General features: G+C 69.6%; 13 protein-coding genes. 8 read left to right on the top strand and 5 right to left on the bottom strand.

What is annotated here, in order from left to right:
* Window positions 1-34 precede the first annotated feature (34 nt).
* A complete protein-coding gene (locus BJ972_RS08390) occupies window positions 35-1,759 on the top strand; it encodes an HNH endonuclease signature motif containing protein (RefSeq protein WP_129173919.1) in 1,725 nt (574 codons plus the stop codon).
* A 124-nt stretch (window positions 1,760-1,883) separates the two neighbouring features.
* Here BJ972_RS08390 and BJ972_RS08395 read toward each other — a convergent pair whose 3' ends face one another.
* The gene (locus BJ972_RS08395) at window positions 1,884-4,508 is read right to left on the bottom strand and encodes an ATP-dependent Clp protease ATP-binding subunit (RefSeq protein WP_129173917.1); all 2,625 of its coding nucleotides are present in this window, start codon (window positions 4,506-4,508) and stop codon (window positions 1,884-1,886) included.
* Between the two features lie 153 nt (window positions 4,509-4,661).
* On the opposite strand from BJ972_RS08395, the gene BJ972_RS08400 reads away from it, so the two are divergent.
* The gene (locus tag BJ972_RS08400) at window positions 4,662-5,303 is read left to right on the top strand and encodes an NADPH-dependent F420 reductase (RefSeq protein WP_129173915.1); all 642 of its coding nucleotides are present in this window, start codon (window positions 4,662-4,664) and stop codon (window positions 5,301-5,303) included.
* 19 nt (window positions 5,304-5,322) lie between these two features.
* Here the strand turns inward: BJ972_RS08400 and BJ972_RS08405 are convergent, their stop codons facing one another.
* Together BJ972_RS08405 and BJ972_RS08410 are read right to left on the bottom strand one after the other, a co-directional pair.
* Window positions 5,323-5,796, bottom strand: a complete 474-nt coding sequence (locus BJ972_RS08405) for an NUDIX hydrolase (protein ID WP_129173913.1) — start codon at window positions 5,794-5,796, stop codon at window positions 5,323-5,325.
* A gap of 94 nt (window positions 5,797-5,890) precedes the next feature.
* Window positions 5,891-7,279 carry an LPXTG cell wall anchor domain-containing protein gene (locus tag BJ972_RS08410; protein WP_179419936.1) on the bottom strand — a complete coding sequence of 463 codons (1,389 nt, stop codon included), beginning with the start codon at window positions 7,277-7,279 and terminating at the stop codon, window positions 5,891-5,893.
* A 158-nt stretch (window positions 7,280-7,437) separates the two neighbouring features.
* On the opposite strand from BJ972_RS08410, the gene BJ972_RS08415 reads away from it, so the two are divergent.
* The 3 genes from BJ972_RS08415 (at window position 7,438) to BJ972_RS08425 (ending at window position 9,009) form a co-directional block, all read left to right on the top strand.
* Window positions 7,438-8,007, top strand: a complete 570-nt coding sequence (locus tag BJ972_RS08415) for a GNAT family N-acetyltransferase (protein ID WP_129173909.1) — start codon at window positions 7,438-7,440, stop codon at window positions 8,005-8,007.
* A 96-nt stretch (window positions 8,008-8,103) separates the two neighbouring features.
* A complete protein-coding gene (locus BJ972_RS08420) occupies window positions 8,104-8,712 on the top strand; it encodes a dihydrofolate reductase family protein (RefSeq protein WP_129173907.1) in 609 nt (202 codons plus the stop codon).
* 9 nt (window positions 8,713-8,721) lie between these two features.
* Entirely contained in the window at window positions 8,722-9,009 is a 288-nt protein-coding gene (locus tag BJ972_RS08425) for a DUF1905 domain-containing protein (protein ID WP_129173905.1), read from the top strand.
* Between the two features lie 60 nt (window positions 9,010-9,069).
* On the opposite strand, the gene BJ972_RS08430 is transcribed toward BJ972_RS08425, so the two are convergent.
* Both BJ972_RS08430 and BJ972_RS08435 read right to left on the bottom strand, forming a co-directional pair.
* The gene (locus BJ972_RS08430; RefSeq protein ID WP_129173903.1) at window positions 9,070-10,464 is read right to left on the bottom strand and encodes a hypothetical protein; all 1,395 of its coding nucleotides are present in this window, start codon (window positions 10,462-10,464) and stop codon (window positions 9,070-9,072) included.
* A gap of 66 nt (window positions 10,465-10,530) precedes the next feature.
* The gene (locus BJ972_RS08435; RefSeq protein ID WP_129173901.1) at window positions 10,531-11,880 is read right to left on the bottom strand and encodes a M20/M25/M40 family metallo-hydrolase; all 1,350 of its coding nucleotides are present in this window, start codon (window positions 11,878-11,880) and stop codon (window positions 10,531-10,533) included.
* A 180-nt stretch (window positions 11,881-12,060) separates the two neighbouring features.
* Here BJ972_RS08435 and BJ972_RS08440 point away from each other — a divergent pair, with 180 nt between their 5' ends.
* Genes BJ972_RS08440 through BJ972_RS08450 form a run of 3 tightly spaced genes read left to right on the top strand, consistent with a single transcriptional unit; the run spans window position 12,061 to window position 15,915 of the window.
* Complete coding sequence (locus BJ972_RS08440; protein WP_129173899.1) at window positions 12,061-13,134, top strand: LLM class oxidoreductase; 1,074 nt, start codon at window positions 12,061-12,063, stop codon at window positions 13,132-13,134.
* Window positions 13,135-13,142: 8 nt separating this feature from the next.
* The gene (locus BJ972_RS08445) at window positions 13,143-14,486 is read left to right on the top strand and encodes an NtaA/DmoA family FMN-dependent monooxygenase (protein ID WP_129173897.1); all 1,344 of its coding nucleotides are present in this window, start codon (window positions 13,143-13,145) and stop codon (window positions 14,484-14,486) included.
* A 16-nt stretch (window positions 14,487-14,502) separates the two neighbouring features.
* Window positions 14,503-15,915 carry an MFS transporter gene (locus BJ972_RS08450; RefSeq protein WP_164989902.1) on the top strand — a complete coding sequence of 471 codons (1,413 nt, stop codon included), beginning with the start codon at window positions 14,503-14,505 and terminating at the stop codon, window positions 15,913-15,915.
* Window positions 15,916-15,966: the final 51 nt, after the last annotated feature.

Here is a 15,966-nt window from a genome sequence, read left to right on the forward strand (position 1 = left end):
CGTATCTGTTCTGAAATCAGAGGATGGCACACGCATGAGCACCACACCCGAGGCGGTCGACCCGCTGCTCGACGCGTGCGGTTCGGTCGCCGATGCGTGGGCCGGCGCGCTCATCGGCGGCGTGCGAGTGAACTCTGACCCGTGGGGCTCGTCGGAGTGGGATGCCTCTGACGACGTGATGTCGATGAGCGCGGCGGGTCTACTCCGGGTGCAGCGGTCCCTGTCCCACCTCTCTCGACAGCTCGACGCGCTGCAGGTTCGCGTCGCGCACGGCATCGCAGAGCGCTCCACCGGCGACGACGACGATCTGGCCCGCTCCGAGGGGTATTCGTCGGCTACGCGACTCATCGCGGCAACCCTCGGCACCGGGTTCGGGGCCGCCTCTCGCATCGTGTCCGTCGGAGTCGCGACCGCGCCGCGGCAGTCCTTCACCGGCGAACGGCTACCCGCTCGCCATCCGATCCTTGCTGCCGCATTGGCAGGCGGGCGGATGACTCTCGCGGTCGCCGCGCTCATCAGCACCTTCCTCGACCGCATCGCGCTCCGCGCCAGCACCGACGAACTCAACGACGCCGAAGGCTTCCTCGTCGAACGCGCCCGTCATGTCGGGCCCGACGGCATCACACGCCTGATCAAGCGTCTCGAGGCGCACCTCGACCCCGACGGGGTGGAGCCGCGCGAAGACGCGCTCCGCGCTGCCCGCAGCCTCACCATTCGCGAAGACCGCAACGGACTCATCCGCCTCACGGGCACCTTCGACCCCGAGAACGGCGCGCCCATCCAGACAGCCATCAACGCTCTCGTCGGAGCAGCCCTGCACGAGAGTCGCGGTGAACCCCGGCCATCGACAGGCCCTGAGGGCGGCAGCGTTCCCACCCCTCTCGGTACTGGCGACGACGGCGACACCGATCCCACGACTCGCGAGACACGCTCCCTCGGTCAGATCAGGGCCGATGCGTTGACGGCGATCGCACTGCTCTCGCTCGCGTCTACTGATGCACCACCCGCTCTGCGCGCCGCGACGGTCGTCGCACGTATCGACTACGCCGACCTCATCGACTCGCTCGACTCGCTCGCACCGGAGGCCGATTCGTCGACACCGATCGACAAGCGCGGCTCGGGGTACGCCACCATCGACGGCATCTCCACCCCGGTGTCCGCTGCGACGGCACGACGGATGGCTGCGTCGCACGGAGTCATCCCGCTCGTCCTCGGGGGCGACAGCGAAGTGCTCGACCTCGGACGAGATCGCCGCCTCTTCACCCCTGCGCAACGCATCGCACTCACCGAGCGCGACGGCGGATGCGCGTGGCCCGACTGCGGAATGCCGCCCTCGCACACCCAAGCGCACCACATCAGATGGTGGACTCGCGACAACGGCCCGACCGACCTCAGCAACGGCATCATGCTGTGCTCGTTCCATCACCATCGCGTCCATGCGGATGGTTGGAAGATTCACATCGACGGCAACCAGACCTGGTTCACACCCCCGGTCCACCTTGATCCATCACGCACTCCACGGCGCGGAGGTTCAGGCCTCACGCGCGCGCCCTCCACCCGCCGCCGTCCCGCAGTACCAGGCAACCCCGCAGCACCAGGCAACCCCGCAGTACGAGGCAACCCCGCAGCACCAGACAATGCCGCAGCACAACCACCGCCAGTCCACGCCACGGTCTCAGCCGCAGCCCGAGCGCCAGCACGCGCCGATGCTCGCAGGCGCGCCCGCAATGACCGTGCCCACGTGATGGCGACGACATGATGGCGACGACGTGACGGCAACGGAAAGACGAAAAGATGGAGATGACGGAGCAGAGACGACGAAAGGGTGCCGTCGCGGCGACCGAGTCGCCGGCGACGAGCACCCTCTCGCGGGAGCGAAACGCCTACGCGGCGAGTGCCCCGAACTGCGCACCGCTCGCGAACCGGCCAGCGCGCGCGACACGAACCGAGATCGCTCCCTCGTGCGCGTCGACGGTGACCGCCTGACCGTCTCCGAGCTCACCGCTCACGACGAGTTCGGCGATGCGGTCATCCACCTCGCGCTGGATCACGCGACGCAGGGGCCGGGCGCCGTATTCGGGCTCGTATCCGATCTCCGCGATGAGGTCGACCGCGGCATCCGTCACCGAGAAGTCGATCTCTCGAGCGGCGAGCCGCGCCGACGTCGCACCGAGCAGCAGGCGCACGATCGACGAGAGCTGTGCCGTGTCGAGCTTCCTGAACAGCACGATCTCATCGATACGGTTCAGGAACTCCGGTCGCATCGCCTCGCGGAGCTTGCCCATGACGCGATCGCGCAGGTCCTTCTCCGACGCGAAACCTCCGGCGGCGGCATCCGCCTGCGCGACGAATCCGAGTGCACCCGAACGCGAAGCGAGGAATTCCGAACCGAGGTTCGACGTCATGACGATGACGGCGTTCCTGAAGTCGACGACGCGACCCTGGCCGTCGGTGAGGCGACCGTCGTCGAGCACCTGCAGCAGCAGGTTGAACACATCGGGGTGCGCCTTCTCGATCTCATCGAACAGCACGATCGAGTACGGGTTGCGCCGCACGCGCTCGGTGAGCTGTCCGGCCTCGTCGTATCCGACGTATCCGGGAGGGGCACCGACGAGACGCGACACGGTGTGCCGTTCGCCGAACTCGCTCATGTCGAAGCGGATCACGGCCGACTCGTCAGCGAAGAGCGACTCGGCGAGAGCCTTCGCGAGCTCGGTCTTGCCGACACCCGTCGGGCCGAGGAAGAGGAAGCTCCCGACCGGTCGACGCGCGTCGCCCATGCCGGTGCGGTTGCGACGCACGGCCTTCGCGACAGCGGCGACCGCGTCATCCTGCCCCACGACGCGGGCGTGCAGTTCGGCCTCGAGGTGTCCGAGACGTTCGCGCTCACCCTCGGTGAGACGGCTGACGGGGATGCCGGTGGCACGCGCGATCACCGCAGCGATCTGCGCCTCGTCGATGACGGCCTCCGGCGACGACGCCGCAGCGCGACCCGTGGCACTGGCCTCGTCGAGCTTCGCCTGCACTCCGGCGATCTCGTCGCGCAGCCGCGACGCCTCCTCGTAGTGCTCGGCCGAGACGGCCGCATTCTTGGCGCCCTCGAGCGAGGCGAGCTGCTCGATGAGCCCGCTCACGTCGACCTGACGCCCGAGGCGCAGGCGCAGTCGTGCCCCCGCCTGGTCGATGAGATCGATGGCCTTGTCGGGCAGCACGCGGTCGCCGAGGTACCGGGCCGAGAGTTCGACCGATGCACGAAGCGCCTCGTCGGTGTAGGTCACACCATGGTGCTCCTCGTATGCAGGACGCAGTCCGTGAAGGATCAGCACGGCGTCCTCGATCGACGGTTCGCCCACGCGCACGGGCTGGAAGCGACGCTCGAGCGCCGGGTCCTTCTCGATGCGGCGGTACTCCGCGAGCGTGGTCGCGCCGAGCAGGTGCAGCTCGCCTCGCGCGAGACGCGGCTTCAAGATGTTGCCGGCGTCCATTCCGCCATCGCCCGCTCCACCGGCACCGACGACGGTGTGCACCTCGTCGATGAAGACGATGAGTTCGTCACGGTGCGCCGAGATCTCGTCCATCAGCTTCGTGAGTCGCTCCTCGAAGTCGCCGCGGTAACGCGTGCCGGCGAGCATCGCGGGCAGGTCGAGCGAGACGACGCGCTTGTCGCGCAGTTGCTCGGGAACCTCGCCGTCGACGATCGCCGAAGCGAGCCCCTCGACGATCGCGGTCTTACCGACTCCCGCCTCGCCGACGAGCACGGGGTTGTTCTTCGTGCGTCGCGAGAGGATCTCGATGGCCTGCTCGATCTCGTCGGTGCGCCCGATGACGGGGTCGAGAGATCCGAGCGCGGCGAGCGCCGTGAGGTCGGTGCCGAACTGGTCGAGCATCGGGGTGTCCGAGGGCGCGGCGGCCTCACCGTCATCCGTCGCCGTGAAGTTCTGCTCGTCGCCGACGCCGTCGCGAAGTCCCTGAGTGAGTGCCTCAGCCGTGACGCCGGCGCGCGCGAGCACCTGGCCCGCGGGGGCATCCTGACCGAGCACGAGCGCGAAGAAGAGGTGCTCGGGGTCGATGTACGTCGATCCCGACGAGCGCGCCACCTGGTACGCGTGGAAGAGCGCACGGCTCGCCGACGGGGTGATCGTCGCGGCCCGAGCGCGGGGGTCGCCGGCCTCGAAGCCCTCGGATGCCGCGGGCAGACGCGACTCGGCGGCCGTGACGATGCGCTCGGGATCGACATCGATTCGTGCGATGGCCTGCGCCACCGTCTCGTCCTCGACGATCACGCGCACGATGTGCAGCGCATCGAGTTCGGTCTGACCGCGCTCGAGCGCGAAGCGCCCGGCCTGCTGCAGGATGCTCTGCGTCCGCGCGGTGAGGAAGCGGCTCAGGTCGATGGATCGTGCCGCACGAGCACGCTCGCCGTCGAGGTAGCGCGCAAGGAAGTCGTCGAACGAGTTGCCGTCGTCGGGGCGGGAATCAGCGTTCTCGGGGGTGAAGTTCTCGGGCACGAAACCTCCTGGGTTGAAACTTGAGTGCCTTACGCTCAACTTCAACGCGAGCGGGGCGAGGGTATTCCCGGCGTGCGTCGATTTCTTCCCGAGAGGTTGCTGTCATCTGCCGACATCCAGGAATTCATGCGCGCGAGCACCGTTGTCCCGAACATGACAACACTCGGAATCATCGGAGCAGGACACATCGGATCGAACGTCGCGCGGGCCGCGATCGCGGCGGGATATGACGTCGTCATCTCGAACTCGCGCGGACCGGAGACGCTCGGCGACCTCATCGGCGAACTGGGCGGGAAGGCGCGAGCCGCGACCGCCGAGGAAGCCGCAGCGGCGGGCGACGTCGTCCTCGTCGCCGTGCCCCTCAAGAACTACCGCGACGTTCCCGTCGCTCCCCTCGCCGGAAAGATCGTCGTCGACGCGAACAACTACTACTTCGAGCGCGACGGTCACATCGACGCCCTCGACCGCGGCGAGACGACGACATCGTCGCTCCTGCAGGCGCACCTGCCCGAGTCGAAGGTCGTCAAGGGCTTCAACCACATCGTCGCCGCGACGATCCCGACCGACGGCACTCCCGCGGGAACGCCCGACCGCCGCGCCCTCGCCACGGCGAGCGACCACGCCGATGCGATCGAGTTCATCACCCGCTTCTACGACGAGCTCGGCTTCGACACCGTCAACATCGGTGCCCTCGAGGACTCGTGGCGCGTCGAGCGCGACCGCCCGGCCTACGTCGTGCGCCAGAACCGCGACGAGCTCGTCGCGAACCTCGCGAAGGCGAACCGCCTGCCGTAGTCGCGGTGCTCGGCGTCGCTCAGCGGCCGCCGAGGAATCGCGCGGCGACGGTGTCGTCGAGCGCCGCCTCGATTCGGGCGCGGTGCTCGGCGGCGACCGCCGACAGATCGGCGAGCGGATGCCACGCGAGATCGGTCATCTCGCCATCGGCCGGGTACGGGTCACCCTCGACCCATGCGCAGCGGAACGTCAGATCGAGGTAGTCGGCCTGGTCGCCGTTGGCGTAGGTGATCCGCGGCACGGTGCTGACCGAGGCGAGGCGCTCGACGCGAATCACGACGCCGGCCTCTTCGAGAGCCTCGCGACGCGCCGCGTCCGCCGGCTCTTCGCCGGGATCGACGATGCCCGTGATGGGCGTCAGCGCACCATTGTCGGAACGGCGGCCGAGCAGCACGTCGTCGCCCCGCAGGATGACGGCGGTGACGCCGACGAGCGAGAGCGGAACGGTTCCCACGTGCCGACGGAGTTCGAGGATGAAGTCAGGGGTGGCCATGCCGCCACCCTAGCGAGACGCGCCTGATGAGACGACGGAAGCGCGCCCCGGGAATGCTCCCGGGGCGCGCTTCGACGTTGGTGCTGCGTGTGCGTCAGTCCACTCGGCGGCGCAGGACGAGGAATCCGCCGGCGACGAGGAGCATCAGCCCTCCCGCGAACAGCGTCGCCGCACCGGCGGCATCGATTCCGGTCTCGGCGAGCGATTCGCGCGGTGCGTCACCCTGCGTAGGTGCCGGCGCCGGTGCAGGCGCGGGCTCCGGTGCCGGTTCGGGCGCAGGTTCGGGCGCGGGCTCCGGCTCCGGCTGGGGCTCGGGCTCCGGCTCGGGCTCGGGCTCGGGCTCGGGCTCGGGAACGACCGGCTCGGCGACCACGGTGAGCTGGATGCTCACCGATCGCGTCGCAGAGACGAGGCTGAGCGTGCGCTGCCCCGGGGCGGCGTTCGCGATCGTCAGGGTTCCCGTCGCGGCACCGTCGGTGTCGGCGTCGAGCGTCAGGACGCTCTGGGTGTCCCACTGCACGTCGATCGACTCGTCGGCACCGAATCCGGTCGCCGTGATCGTGATGCCGGAAGCGAGGTCGCTCACGGTCGGCGTCGTGGTCGACGGCACGACGACGGGCTGCGGCTGAGGTTCGGGCTCCGGCTCAGGCTCAGGCTCAGGCTCAGGCTCGGGCTCCGGCTCCGGCGCAGGCACATCGGCCGTGACGGTCAGCGTCGTCGCGATACTCGCGGCACCGCTCGATACGGCGAGCGAGTACGTTCCCGCGCCGAGGGGGCCGGAGTACGTGAAGCGCGCCTCACCGTCATCCGTCGCCGTCTCGGTCGCGACGGGCGACCCATCGACCGCGAGCTCGACGCTCGACTGGGCGAGGAAGCCCGAGGCGGTCACGACGATGCCGTCGTCGACGAGGGCCGACTCCGAGACGCTCGTGGCCGAGAGGGCGATGGCGGGTTCGGGCTGAGGCTCCGGCTCCGGCTCCGGCTCCGGCTCAGGCTCCGGCTCCGGCTCCGGCTCGGGTTCGGGCTGCCCGCTCACTTCGGCGACCCACTCGAACGTGTTGCCCGAGCAGCCGAGGTCGGGCATCGTCGCGACGCCCTGGCCGCTCGCGGTTCCGTCGGCCTCGATGATTCCCGCGACGACGAATCGGATCTGCGCGCCCGGATCTCCGACGTACCAGTCGGCTCCGAAGAAGCCGTTCTCCTCGACGGGAGTCGGCGGCATGTCGGCCCACGGCGTGATCGCGGGCATGCCGAAGCAGTAGATCGCGCTCTGCGTGGAGAAGCCGCTGACGAGTCCGTCGCTGCTCACCTCGAACGAGACGGGCGAATCGAGGTCGTCCTGTGTACCCGTGTACTGCCCGGCAGGCACGGGTGATGCGGCGAACGCGGCACCGGCGATCCCTCCCGCGGTGAGCGCGAGGGCCCCGGCTCCGGCGAGCGCTGTGGCCCACAGGCCACGCTTCGCTCTCGGTCGTGTCGGCATGAATGTCATCGTGGTGTGGTCTCCCCATGGTCGCGGCTCACACCCCGAACGGGGGTAAGCACTCGGCTTCACGATGCTATGAAGCGGACCGCCGCCTCCGGTATCCGTGGTTCCACGGGTATCTCGACGCGGGGCACGACGAGTGGCACAGTGGCGTGATGGCGATCGACATTCGGCCGGCGACGGTGTTCGCCCATGTCGCGACGATGGTGGGGCCGAAGCGTCCCGATGCGAACGTGTGCTGGTGCCTCAGCTACCGCATCCCGTCGGCCGACAACCGCGAGCTCGTCGGCCCCGCGCGCGGCGATCGCGTGCGCGCACTGTGCCGCCAGACGGTACCGCCCGGTGTGCTGGCCTACGACGGCGACGAGGTCGTCGGGTGGGCGGCCGTCCATCCGCGCTCCGACACGAGCTTCGCGCGCAACCGCAAGATCCCCGTCATCGACGACCTCGACGTCTGGTCGTTGTGGTGCGTGCGCGTGCGCCCCGGGCACCGCGGCTCGGGAATCTCGCATCGACTCGTCGAGGGAGCCGTCGCGTTCGCGCGCGATCACGGAGCACCGGCCGTCGAGGCCTACCCGGTCGACAACCGCGGCGCGAAGGTCGACCTCACGATGGCGTACGTGGGAACGCGGAACCTCTTCGAGAAGGCGGGATTCACACACGCCGCCGACACCGACTCGGTGCTGAACGGCTTCCCCCGCGTGCTCATGCGCCTCGCCCTCTGACCTCCGCAGGCCTCCGACGGTTTACTCCGCTCGGCCGCAGGCCGAAGATGGGGAGAGCGGCGCTCTCGTCCGCAGGCGCCCGCACCGGGAGATCTCATGGGAATCATCGCTGCTGACCTGTTCCTCACCCTCGACGGCGTGTACCAGGCGCCGGGCGGGATCGACGAAGACCCGAGCGGAGGCTTCGAGCACGGCGGCTGGCAGGCCGGGTTCCCGGGTCAGGATGCGGGCGAGACGATCCTCGCCAACATCGCGAAGATCGACGCGCTGCTGCTCGGCCGGAAGACCTACGACATCTTCGCGTCGTACTGGCCCGGTCACGGCGACTCCGACCCCATCGCGGAGCGCTTCAACCGCATCCCCAAGTTCGTCGTCTCGCGAGAGCTCGTCGACCCGACCTGGGCGGGCACGACGGTGCTGCGGGATGCCGCGTCAGCGGGGCGTCTTCGCGACGACTTCAACGAGGTGCACCTCATCGGTAGCGGCGACCTGCTGAACTCGCTCCTCGAAGCAGACGTCGTCGACCGGCTGAACCTCTGGCTCCACCCGCTCACGCTCGGCAGCGGGAAGCGGCTCTTCGGCACGGGCACCCTCCCCGCCGCATTCCGACTGACCGAGCCGCCCCGCGGCTTCGAGGGCGGATCGGTATCGCTCGTCTACGAACGCGCGGGAGACGTCGTGACGGGCAACATCGACGACATCTGAGCCTCACCCATGGATCTCGAGTTCACCGGTCCCGTCTGGTACTGGCGCGGGCCGGCGCCCTTCCACTTCGTCACCGTTCCGGTCGACGAGGCCGACTCGATCGGCGAGGTCGCGGCCCACGTCACCTACGGCTGGGGCATGGTGCCGGTGACGGTCACCATCGGCGTGACGTCGTGGTCGACATCCCTCTGGCCGAAGGATGACGGTTACATCGTTCCCCTCAAGGCCGACGTGCGTCGCGCCGAGAGCATCGAGCTCGACGACGTCGTCACGGTGCGCCTCGGTATCGGGGTGTGAGCTGCGCCGGCGACGACCCGGTCAGATGGCTCTCGCTGCACGGCGCGGCCTCACTCGCGGTCAGCCACCGGCGGAGTCCGCAGTCAGCGCGATGAGTGCGATGCCGCCGCACAGCCCGAGTGCGAGCACGGCGATCGATGCCCACCGTGCGAAGGTCGCCACCCTCGCGCCACGCAACACCTGAGCGCCCCGGTGTGAGTGCACGATCCGCACACGCGCGGCCTCCGCGAGCGCGAGGCCGACCGGTGGGATGACGCAGAAGATGCAGGCGACGACGGCGAGGGCGCTGAGCGGAACGGGGGGCTCGTCCGGCTGCCGCGCCGCCTCGGCGACCCGGCGCGCGAGCGCCCGCGCGAGATGACGAGCAACGATCTCGCGGAGCACCCCTCGGCCGCGGATCGAGGCAGTAACGCCGAGATATCGTGACGCGAGCACCGAGGGCACGGTGATCGAGACGACGACCCACGTCAGAAGCATCGCCGCACCGAACGGCGAGCCGTAGACCACCGCGGCGTCCCACACGACGATGTACACGAGGATGACGACGGGCACGCTGATCAGAGTGATCACGACGCACACGATCACGAGCGTCACCCAGTCGCCCTGCACAGAGAGCTGGTACGAGTACGTAGCGACGGCGACGACCACAGCACCTGCGGCGAGACTGATGAGCACCGCCGCGGCCCGAGCACCCAGACCCTCCCACGAATCGATCACGATCGGGGGAATGAGTCCCGCCAGCACCGATGCGATCACGAGAGTCGACCACTGCCGGGTCTTCGCCCTCCCGCTGGGTCGCCGTGTGCCCGTTGTCACCGAGAGAAGGGGACGAGCGGCCGCCTCTCGACGTCGGAGACGCCACTCGCGGACGAGGTCGCGACCCTTGCGCAACTCATCGCCCGCCACGGCTGCATCGGAAGCGACGAGCGCGACGAGGACTCCTCCGATGAGCGGCCCGAACAGTCGAAGGACGTCGATCGACGTCGGCCCGGTCACGTTCTGGACGGACTGATACAGCCCGAGCGCGAGAGTCGCGATGGCGAGCGCATCGGCGACCTGCGCGAGGGCATACCGGCGGGCCGCGCCAGAGACATCGCGGGACCTGTCACCGGAGACCTCTGCACGCACCGCGACCTGCAGAGCGATGGCGATCGTCACCGAAACACCGAGAGTCGCGAGGAAGACCTCGGCGGGCAGCGGGGGAAGAAGGATGCGGATCGGGCTGGTACCGGTGTTCGTCAGCGCAGCGATTTCACGGAGGAGGAACACTGCCCCGACAGCGACGGTGGCCACGATCGACGCTCGAAGGAGAGTCATTCGCATCCCCCGCCAGTAGTCGTCGTGCTTCCCGACGAAGACCTCAGCGTCGTCATGCGGCTCGCCGGTCTCGACCGGCTTGCGACGCCACCCCCAACTCAGCTCGATGCTCTTTCGCGACTCGACGGATTCAGACACCATCCGATTCTGCGATGAACATGTTCACGCCGGTGGGTTCTCCACAGGGCAGTTCTGAGGTGCGCGCTACTCGCCGAGCACCTCACGCACGACGCGGTCGAGCGCCGAGACCGTGAGGTCGATGGAGTCGAGGTCGATGCGTTCGTTGTGACCGTGGAAGAGCCGGCGGAAGCGTCCGTAGTCCCACCGTTCGCTCAGGACGCCGAAGCCGTAGGCGGGCACGCCTCGCCGCCGGAAGAAGCGCCCGTCGGTTCCGCCGACGCCGAGCATGGGCAGCAGTTCGGCCGTGGGGTACGCGCGACGCACGGCCGAGCGCAGCGCCTCGACGACCGGGGTGTCGAGGGGCGATACGGTCGACGCCCCGTACAGGTCTCCCTCGATCGTGATGTCGTCCATGAGATCGCCGAGCGCCTCGCGCAGGTACCCTTCGACGTCGTCGGCCGACACATCGGGGAGGATCCGGATGTCGAGATCGATGCTCGCCTCCCCCGGGATGACGTTGCCCTTCTCCCCCGCCCGCACGATGTTCGGAGAGATCGTCGTGTGCGTCGACGCGTGGGCGAATCCGGCGAGCGCGCCGGTCGACCCGAGCGCGTCGTAGAAGCGATCGGGATCGGTGAGCGCCGCACTCGTCTCGGTGTCGTAGGCGAGGGCGTCGACATAGGCGCGCCACTCGGGCGAGATGACGGTCGTGCCCCGGAATCGCGCGATGCGCGTCACCGCCTCGGCCGCGATGACTCCCGCGTTCCGCGCACCCCACGGCGCCGACCCGTGACCGGGCGTGCCGCGCACGAGCAGCCGACGTGTGGCGATGCCCTTCTCGCCGACCATGACGGTGAGAGACGGCTGCGGCCCGGCGTGCGCTCCGCCCGATTCGGTCAGCACGTAGTCGGCGTCGATGAGGTCGGGTCGATTCTCGGTCAGCCACTGCACACCGAATCGACTGCCGTTCTCCTCGTCGGCGACGGCGGCGAAGACGAGGTCGCCGCGCGGCCGGAAGCGCGCCGCCCCGGGAACCCCCTCGGCGAGCGCGCGCGTCACGACGGCGTACGACGCCGTGAGGTTCAGCATGTCGATGGCCCCGCGACCCCACAGCTCACCGTCGATGATCTCGGCCGCGAACGGGTCGTGCTCCCAGCCCGCCTCCTCGACGGGTACGACGTCCGTGTGCCCCACGAGGGCGAGGGTCGGAGCCGAACGGTCGCTGCCCTCGATGCGCACGATGAGCGACGCCCGCCCGGGATGGGGCTCGACGACGATTCCCTCGAGCCCCGAACCCGCGAAGAACTGCTGCAGGGTGCGCACGGTGCGGATCTCGTGGCCGGAATCGGGCGTGCCGTCGTTCACGCACCGGTTGCGAATGAGCTGCTGCAGCAGCTCGGTCGTCTGCTGGGCGAGGGTTCCGCGGTGGGGCATGAGTCCATTCTCCGTGTCCGTCTCCTTCATGCTGCGTCACATTCGGCGTCGCGACCGCCGCGTGAGACGCCCCGCGACGTTCTGTGACGCCTGTTGTCTGCCAGGCCCCGCGAGAGGTCGGCGCCTGATTGGCTTCCGACACGCGCTCGCCGTCGGAGCGGGCGCGAGGAGGAGGACATCGTGACCGAACGCTCACTGATCATCGCCGTCGAACTCGACGGGGACGGCGCGCATCCCGCGAGTCACGCGGCGACCCGATCAGCGGATGACGCCCTGAGCGCACGACGCCTCCGCGATGTCGTCACCACGGCGGAACGTTTCGGCTTCACGGCGGCGACGTTCGACGGGTCGGCGCACGCTCCCCGCTCGAACGGCACTCCTGCGCGACTCGATCCCGTGCAGCGTGCGGCGTTCACCGCTCCGCTCACGACGTCGATCGGGCTCGTGCCCGTCGTCGACACGCTCTACACCGAGCCGTTCCACATCTCGACGCAGATCGCGAGCCTCGACTTCGCCTCCCTCGGCCGAGCGGGCTGGATCGCCGTCGCCGAAGACGACAGGGCGAGCGCGACCGTCGGGCGTGAACCCGTCGAGACCGCGGCACGCCGTCAGGAGGCGAGCGACTCGATCGACATCGGCCGGCGCCTCTGGGATTCGTGGGAGGACGACGCCGTCATCCGCGACGTGCCGACGGGGCGGTACCTCGACCGGTCGAAGGTCCACCACATCGACTTCGAGGGCCACTCCGCGAGCGTGATCGGTCCGTCGATCATCCCCCGGCCCCCGCAGGGCAACCCCGTCGTGTTCGCCGACCCGGCGATCGCCGACGCCCAGCTCATCGACGTCGCGCTCGTCTCGGCATCGACGGAGACGGAGCTCGGCCATGCGGTCGCCGCGACCCGCACCGCCGGGATCGCACGCGTGATCGTCGAGCTCGAGGTCGTGCTCGATGCCGCGGGCGAGAGCGCTCAACACCGCCTCGCCGCTCTCGACGCACGTCAGCCGTGGGACGAGTCGGCACGCCTCCGCTACATCGGCGACGCCGCGGGTCTCATCGACCTCGTCCTCCGTCTCGCCGCGACGGTCGACGGGGTACGCCTGCACCCCGCGGTCGTCGACGTCGACCTCGAGGAGCTCGGCCGTCTCGTCCTTCCCGAGCTCGTCGCACGGGGCGTCTTCACTCCCCCGCGACCGGGTGCGAGCCTGCGTTCGAGCCTCGACCTGCCCGTTCCCGCCAACCGCTACGTCGCCTAGGAGCACCGATGACGAGCTCTCAGCAGCACGATCCCCGCTACCCCGACGGCCGCATCCGGTTCGGCGTCTTCTTCCAGGGCGTCAACTTCCACACCATCTGGACCGATGAGAACAGCGGCTCGCAGCACGACTTCGAGTCGTTCCGACGCGTCATCCAGACCGCGGAGCGCGGACTCTTCTCGGCCTTCTTCCTCGGCGAGGGTCTCCGCCTCCGCGAGCACCTCGGCCGCCTGCACGACCTCGACATCGCCGGTCGTCCCGACGCTCAGACGCAGCTCGCGGCCCTCGCCGCCGTCACCGAACGCATCGGTCTCGTCGCGACGCAGAACACGACGTACAACGACCCCGCCGACCTCGCCTACCGACTCGCCTCGCTCGACCTCCTGAGCGAGGGGCGCGCGGCGTGGAACATCGTCACGACCGACAATGCCTGGACGGGCGCGAACTTCCGCCGCGGCGGCTACCTCGCCCACGAGCACCGCTACGAGCGCGCCGCGGAGTTCATCGATGCGGCGAAGGCGCTCTGGCGCGCGTGGCCCGATCAGCACGTCGACGTCGCCGGTCGTCACGTGACGTTCTCGACCGATCGCGTGCTGCCGCCGAGCAGCCAGGGCCGCCCCGTGCTCTTCCAGGCCGGCGATTCGAGCGAGGGTCGCGACTTCGCCGCGCAGCACGCCGACGTCATCTTCTCGGCCCACCCCGGGCTCGACGACGCGACGACGTTCGCCGCCGATGTGCGGGCGCGGCTCCTCCGCTTCGGCCGAGCCGAGAACGAACTCGCCTTCTTCCCGGGGCAGGTGATCATCCTCGGCGACTCGGCGACGGATGCCGCGGAGAAGGCCGACTGGGTGAGGCACAGCCAGGTGACCCCGCAGACGGCCCTCGCCTACCTCGAGCAGATCTGGGGAACCGACCTGTCGGCGTACGATCCCGACGGTCCCCTCCCCGACATCGATCCGGTCCAGGACGAGACGAACGAGACGCGCGGCAGCCCCTTCCGAGCGCAGAAGGCACGCGAGCTCGCGGCGTCGTGGCGCGCGATCTCGGTCGAGAAGAAGCTCTCGATCCGCGAGTTCGTGATCCACCTGACCTCGAGTCGCGGCCTCATCGGCAGCTACTCGGAGGTCGCCGACCAGATCCGCGAGTACACGCGGCGCGGCGTCGTCCAGGGCTTCAACATCTCGCCGTACCTCGTTCCCTCGGGGCTCGACGACATCGTCAACGGGCTCGTACCTGAACTGCAGGAACGTGGCATCTACCCGACCGAGTACGAGTCGACGACCCTCCGCGAAGAGCTCGGCCTGCCCGCCGTCGAGGCGGCGGGATCGGTCGCAGCGCTGGAGTCGGCGTGACCCGCCGGCACGGCGCGTGAACCGCGCCGATCGACTCGCACTCCTCTGCTGCATCGGCGCCGGATTCGCGACACTCCTCGACTCCGCCGTCATCGGGTACGCCGTTCCCGCGCTCGCACGGGGGCTCGACGCGTCGACGGCCGACCTGCAGTGGCTCCTCGCGGCGTACTCGCTCACGTTCGGTCTCGGGCTGGTTCCCGGGGGCCGGCTCGGCGACGCCTTCGGTCGACGCGGGCTCTTCCTCGTCGGCATGGCCGTCTTCCTCGCGGGCAGCGCGGCCGCGGGTCTCGCGGGCGACGTGCTGTGGGTCGTCGCGGGCCGATTCATCCAGGGGTTCGGGGCCGGCCTCGTGAGCGCCCAGGTGCTCGGCATCATCCAGGATCGCTTCGCGGGCCCCGCTCGCGTGCGGGCGCTCGCGGCGTACACGATCGCCGGGGCGACGGCGGCCGTCGTCGGTCCTATACTCGCGGGCGTCGTGCTCGCCCTGGCTCCGGATGACTGGTCGTGGCGACTCCTCCTCATGCTGAGCGCACCGTTCCTCGCTGTGACGCTCGGGCTCGCGTGGCGGTTCATCCCGGCCGTGCCGCGCAGCGCTCGGCGCATCGATCTCGACCTCCCCGCCGTCATCCTCCTGGGCGCGATCGTCGTGATCGTGACGCTGCCCGTGATCGATCCCGGCGTCGGCCGGTCGATGGCCTGGCTCGTCGCGGCCGTCGTGCTCGTGCTCGTGAGCGCGCTCGTCGTGTGGGAGATCCGCTACCGCGCGCGGGGCCGCGTGCCGCTCTTCGCCCCCGAGCTCGTGCGTTCGGCCGGTTTCGTGAGCGGCAACCTCGTGGCTCTGCTGTGGTTCGGCGCGGTCGTCGGCCACGGCACGATCATCACGCTCTTCCTGCTCGACGGCTTCGGGCTCGCGGCCCTCGCCGTCGCGATCGCGCTCATCCCCTCGGCGCTCAGTCGCATCGTCGCCTCCTCGCTCACCTCACGCCTGCACGCGCGCATCGGCTCGCGGACGATCCCCCTCGCGCTCGGAATCAACGTGCTGGCGCTCGGCGGCATCACCGCTGTCGTGCTCACCCTCGACGGAACGACACTCGTCATCGCGATCGTGCTCGTCGAGATCGTGCTGGGTGCAGCGAGCGGCATTCTCGAGCCGCCGCTCCGTGCGACGACGCTCGGATTCGCTCCGGCCGGGTTCCACGGCGTCGCGGCGTCGTTCCTGCAACTCACCCAACGTCTCGCCGCGACGTTCTTCCTCGCCCTCCTGACGGGTGTGCTCTTCACCGCCGATGGCGCCGGCGCCTCACGCACCTCGCTCGCGACGGGAACAGTGATCTGCGGCATCCTCGTGCTCGTCGCGTTCGCCATCTCTCTCGCACCCGCGCTCCACCGGCGGCCGGTATTCGCGCCCCTCGCGGCGCACCCGGCCTGAGCACCGCACCTGGCAAACCGCCTGGCTCCGTTGCGGTTCCCCGACATCTGC

The organism is Agromyces atrinae (assembly GCF_013407835.1).
Lineage (GTDB): Bacteria > Actinomycetota > Actinomycetes > Actinomycetales > Microbacteriaceae > Agromyces > Agromyces atrinae.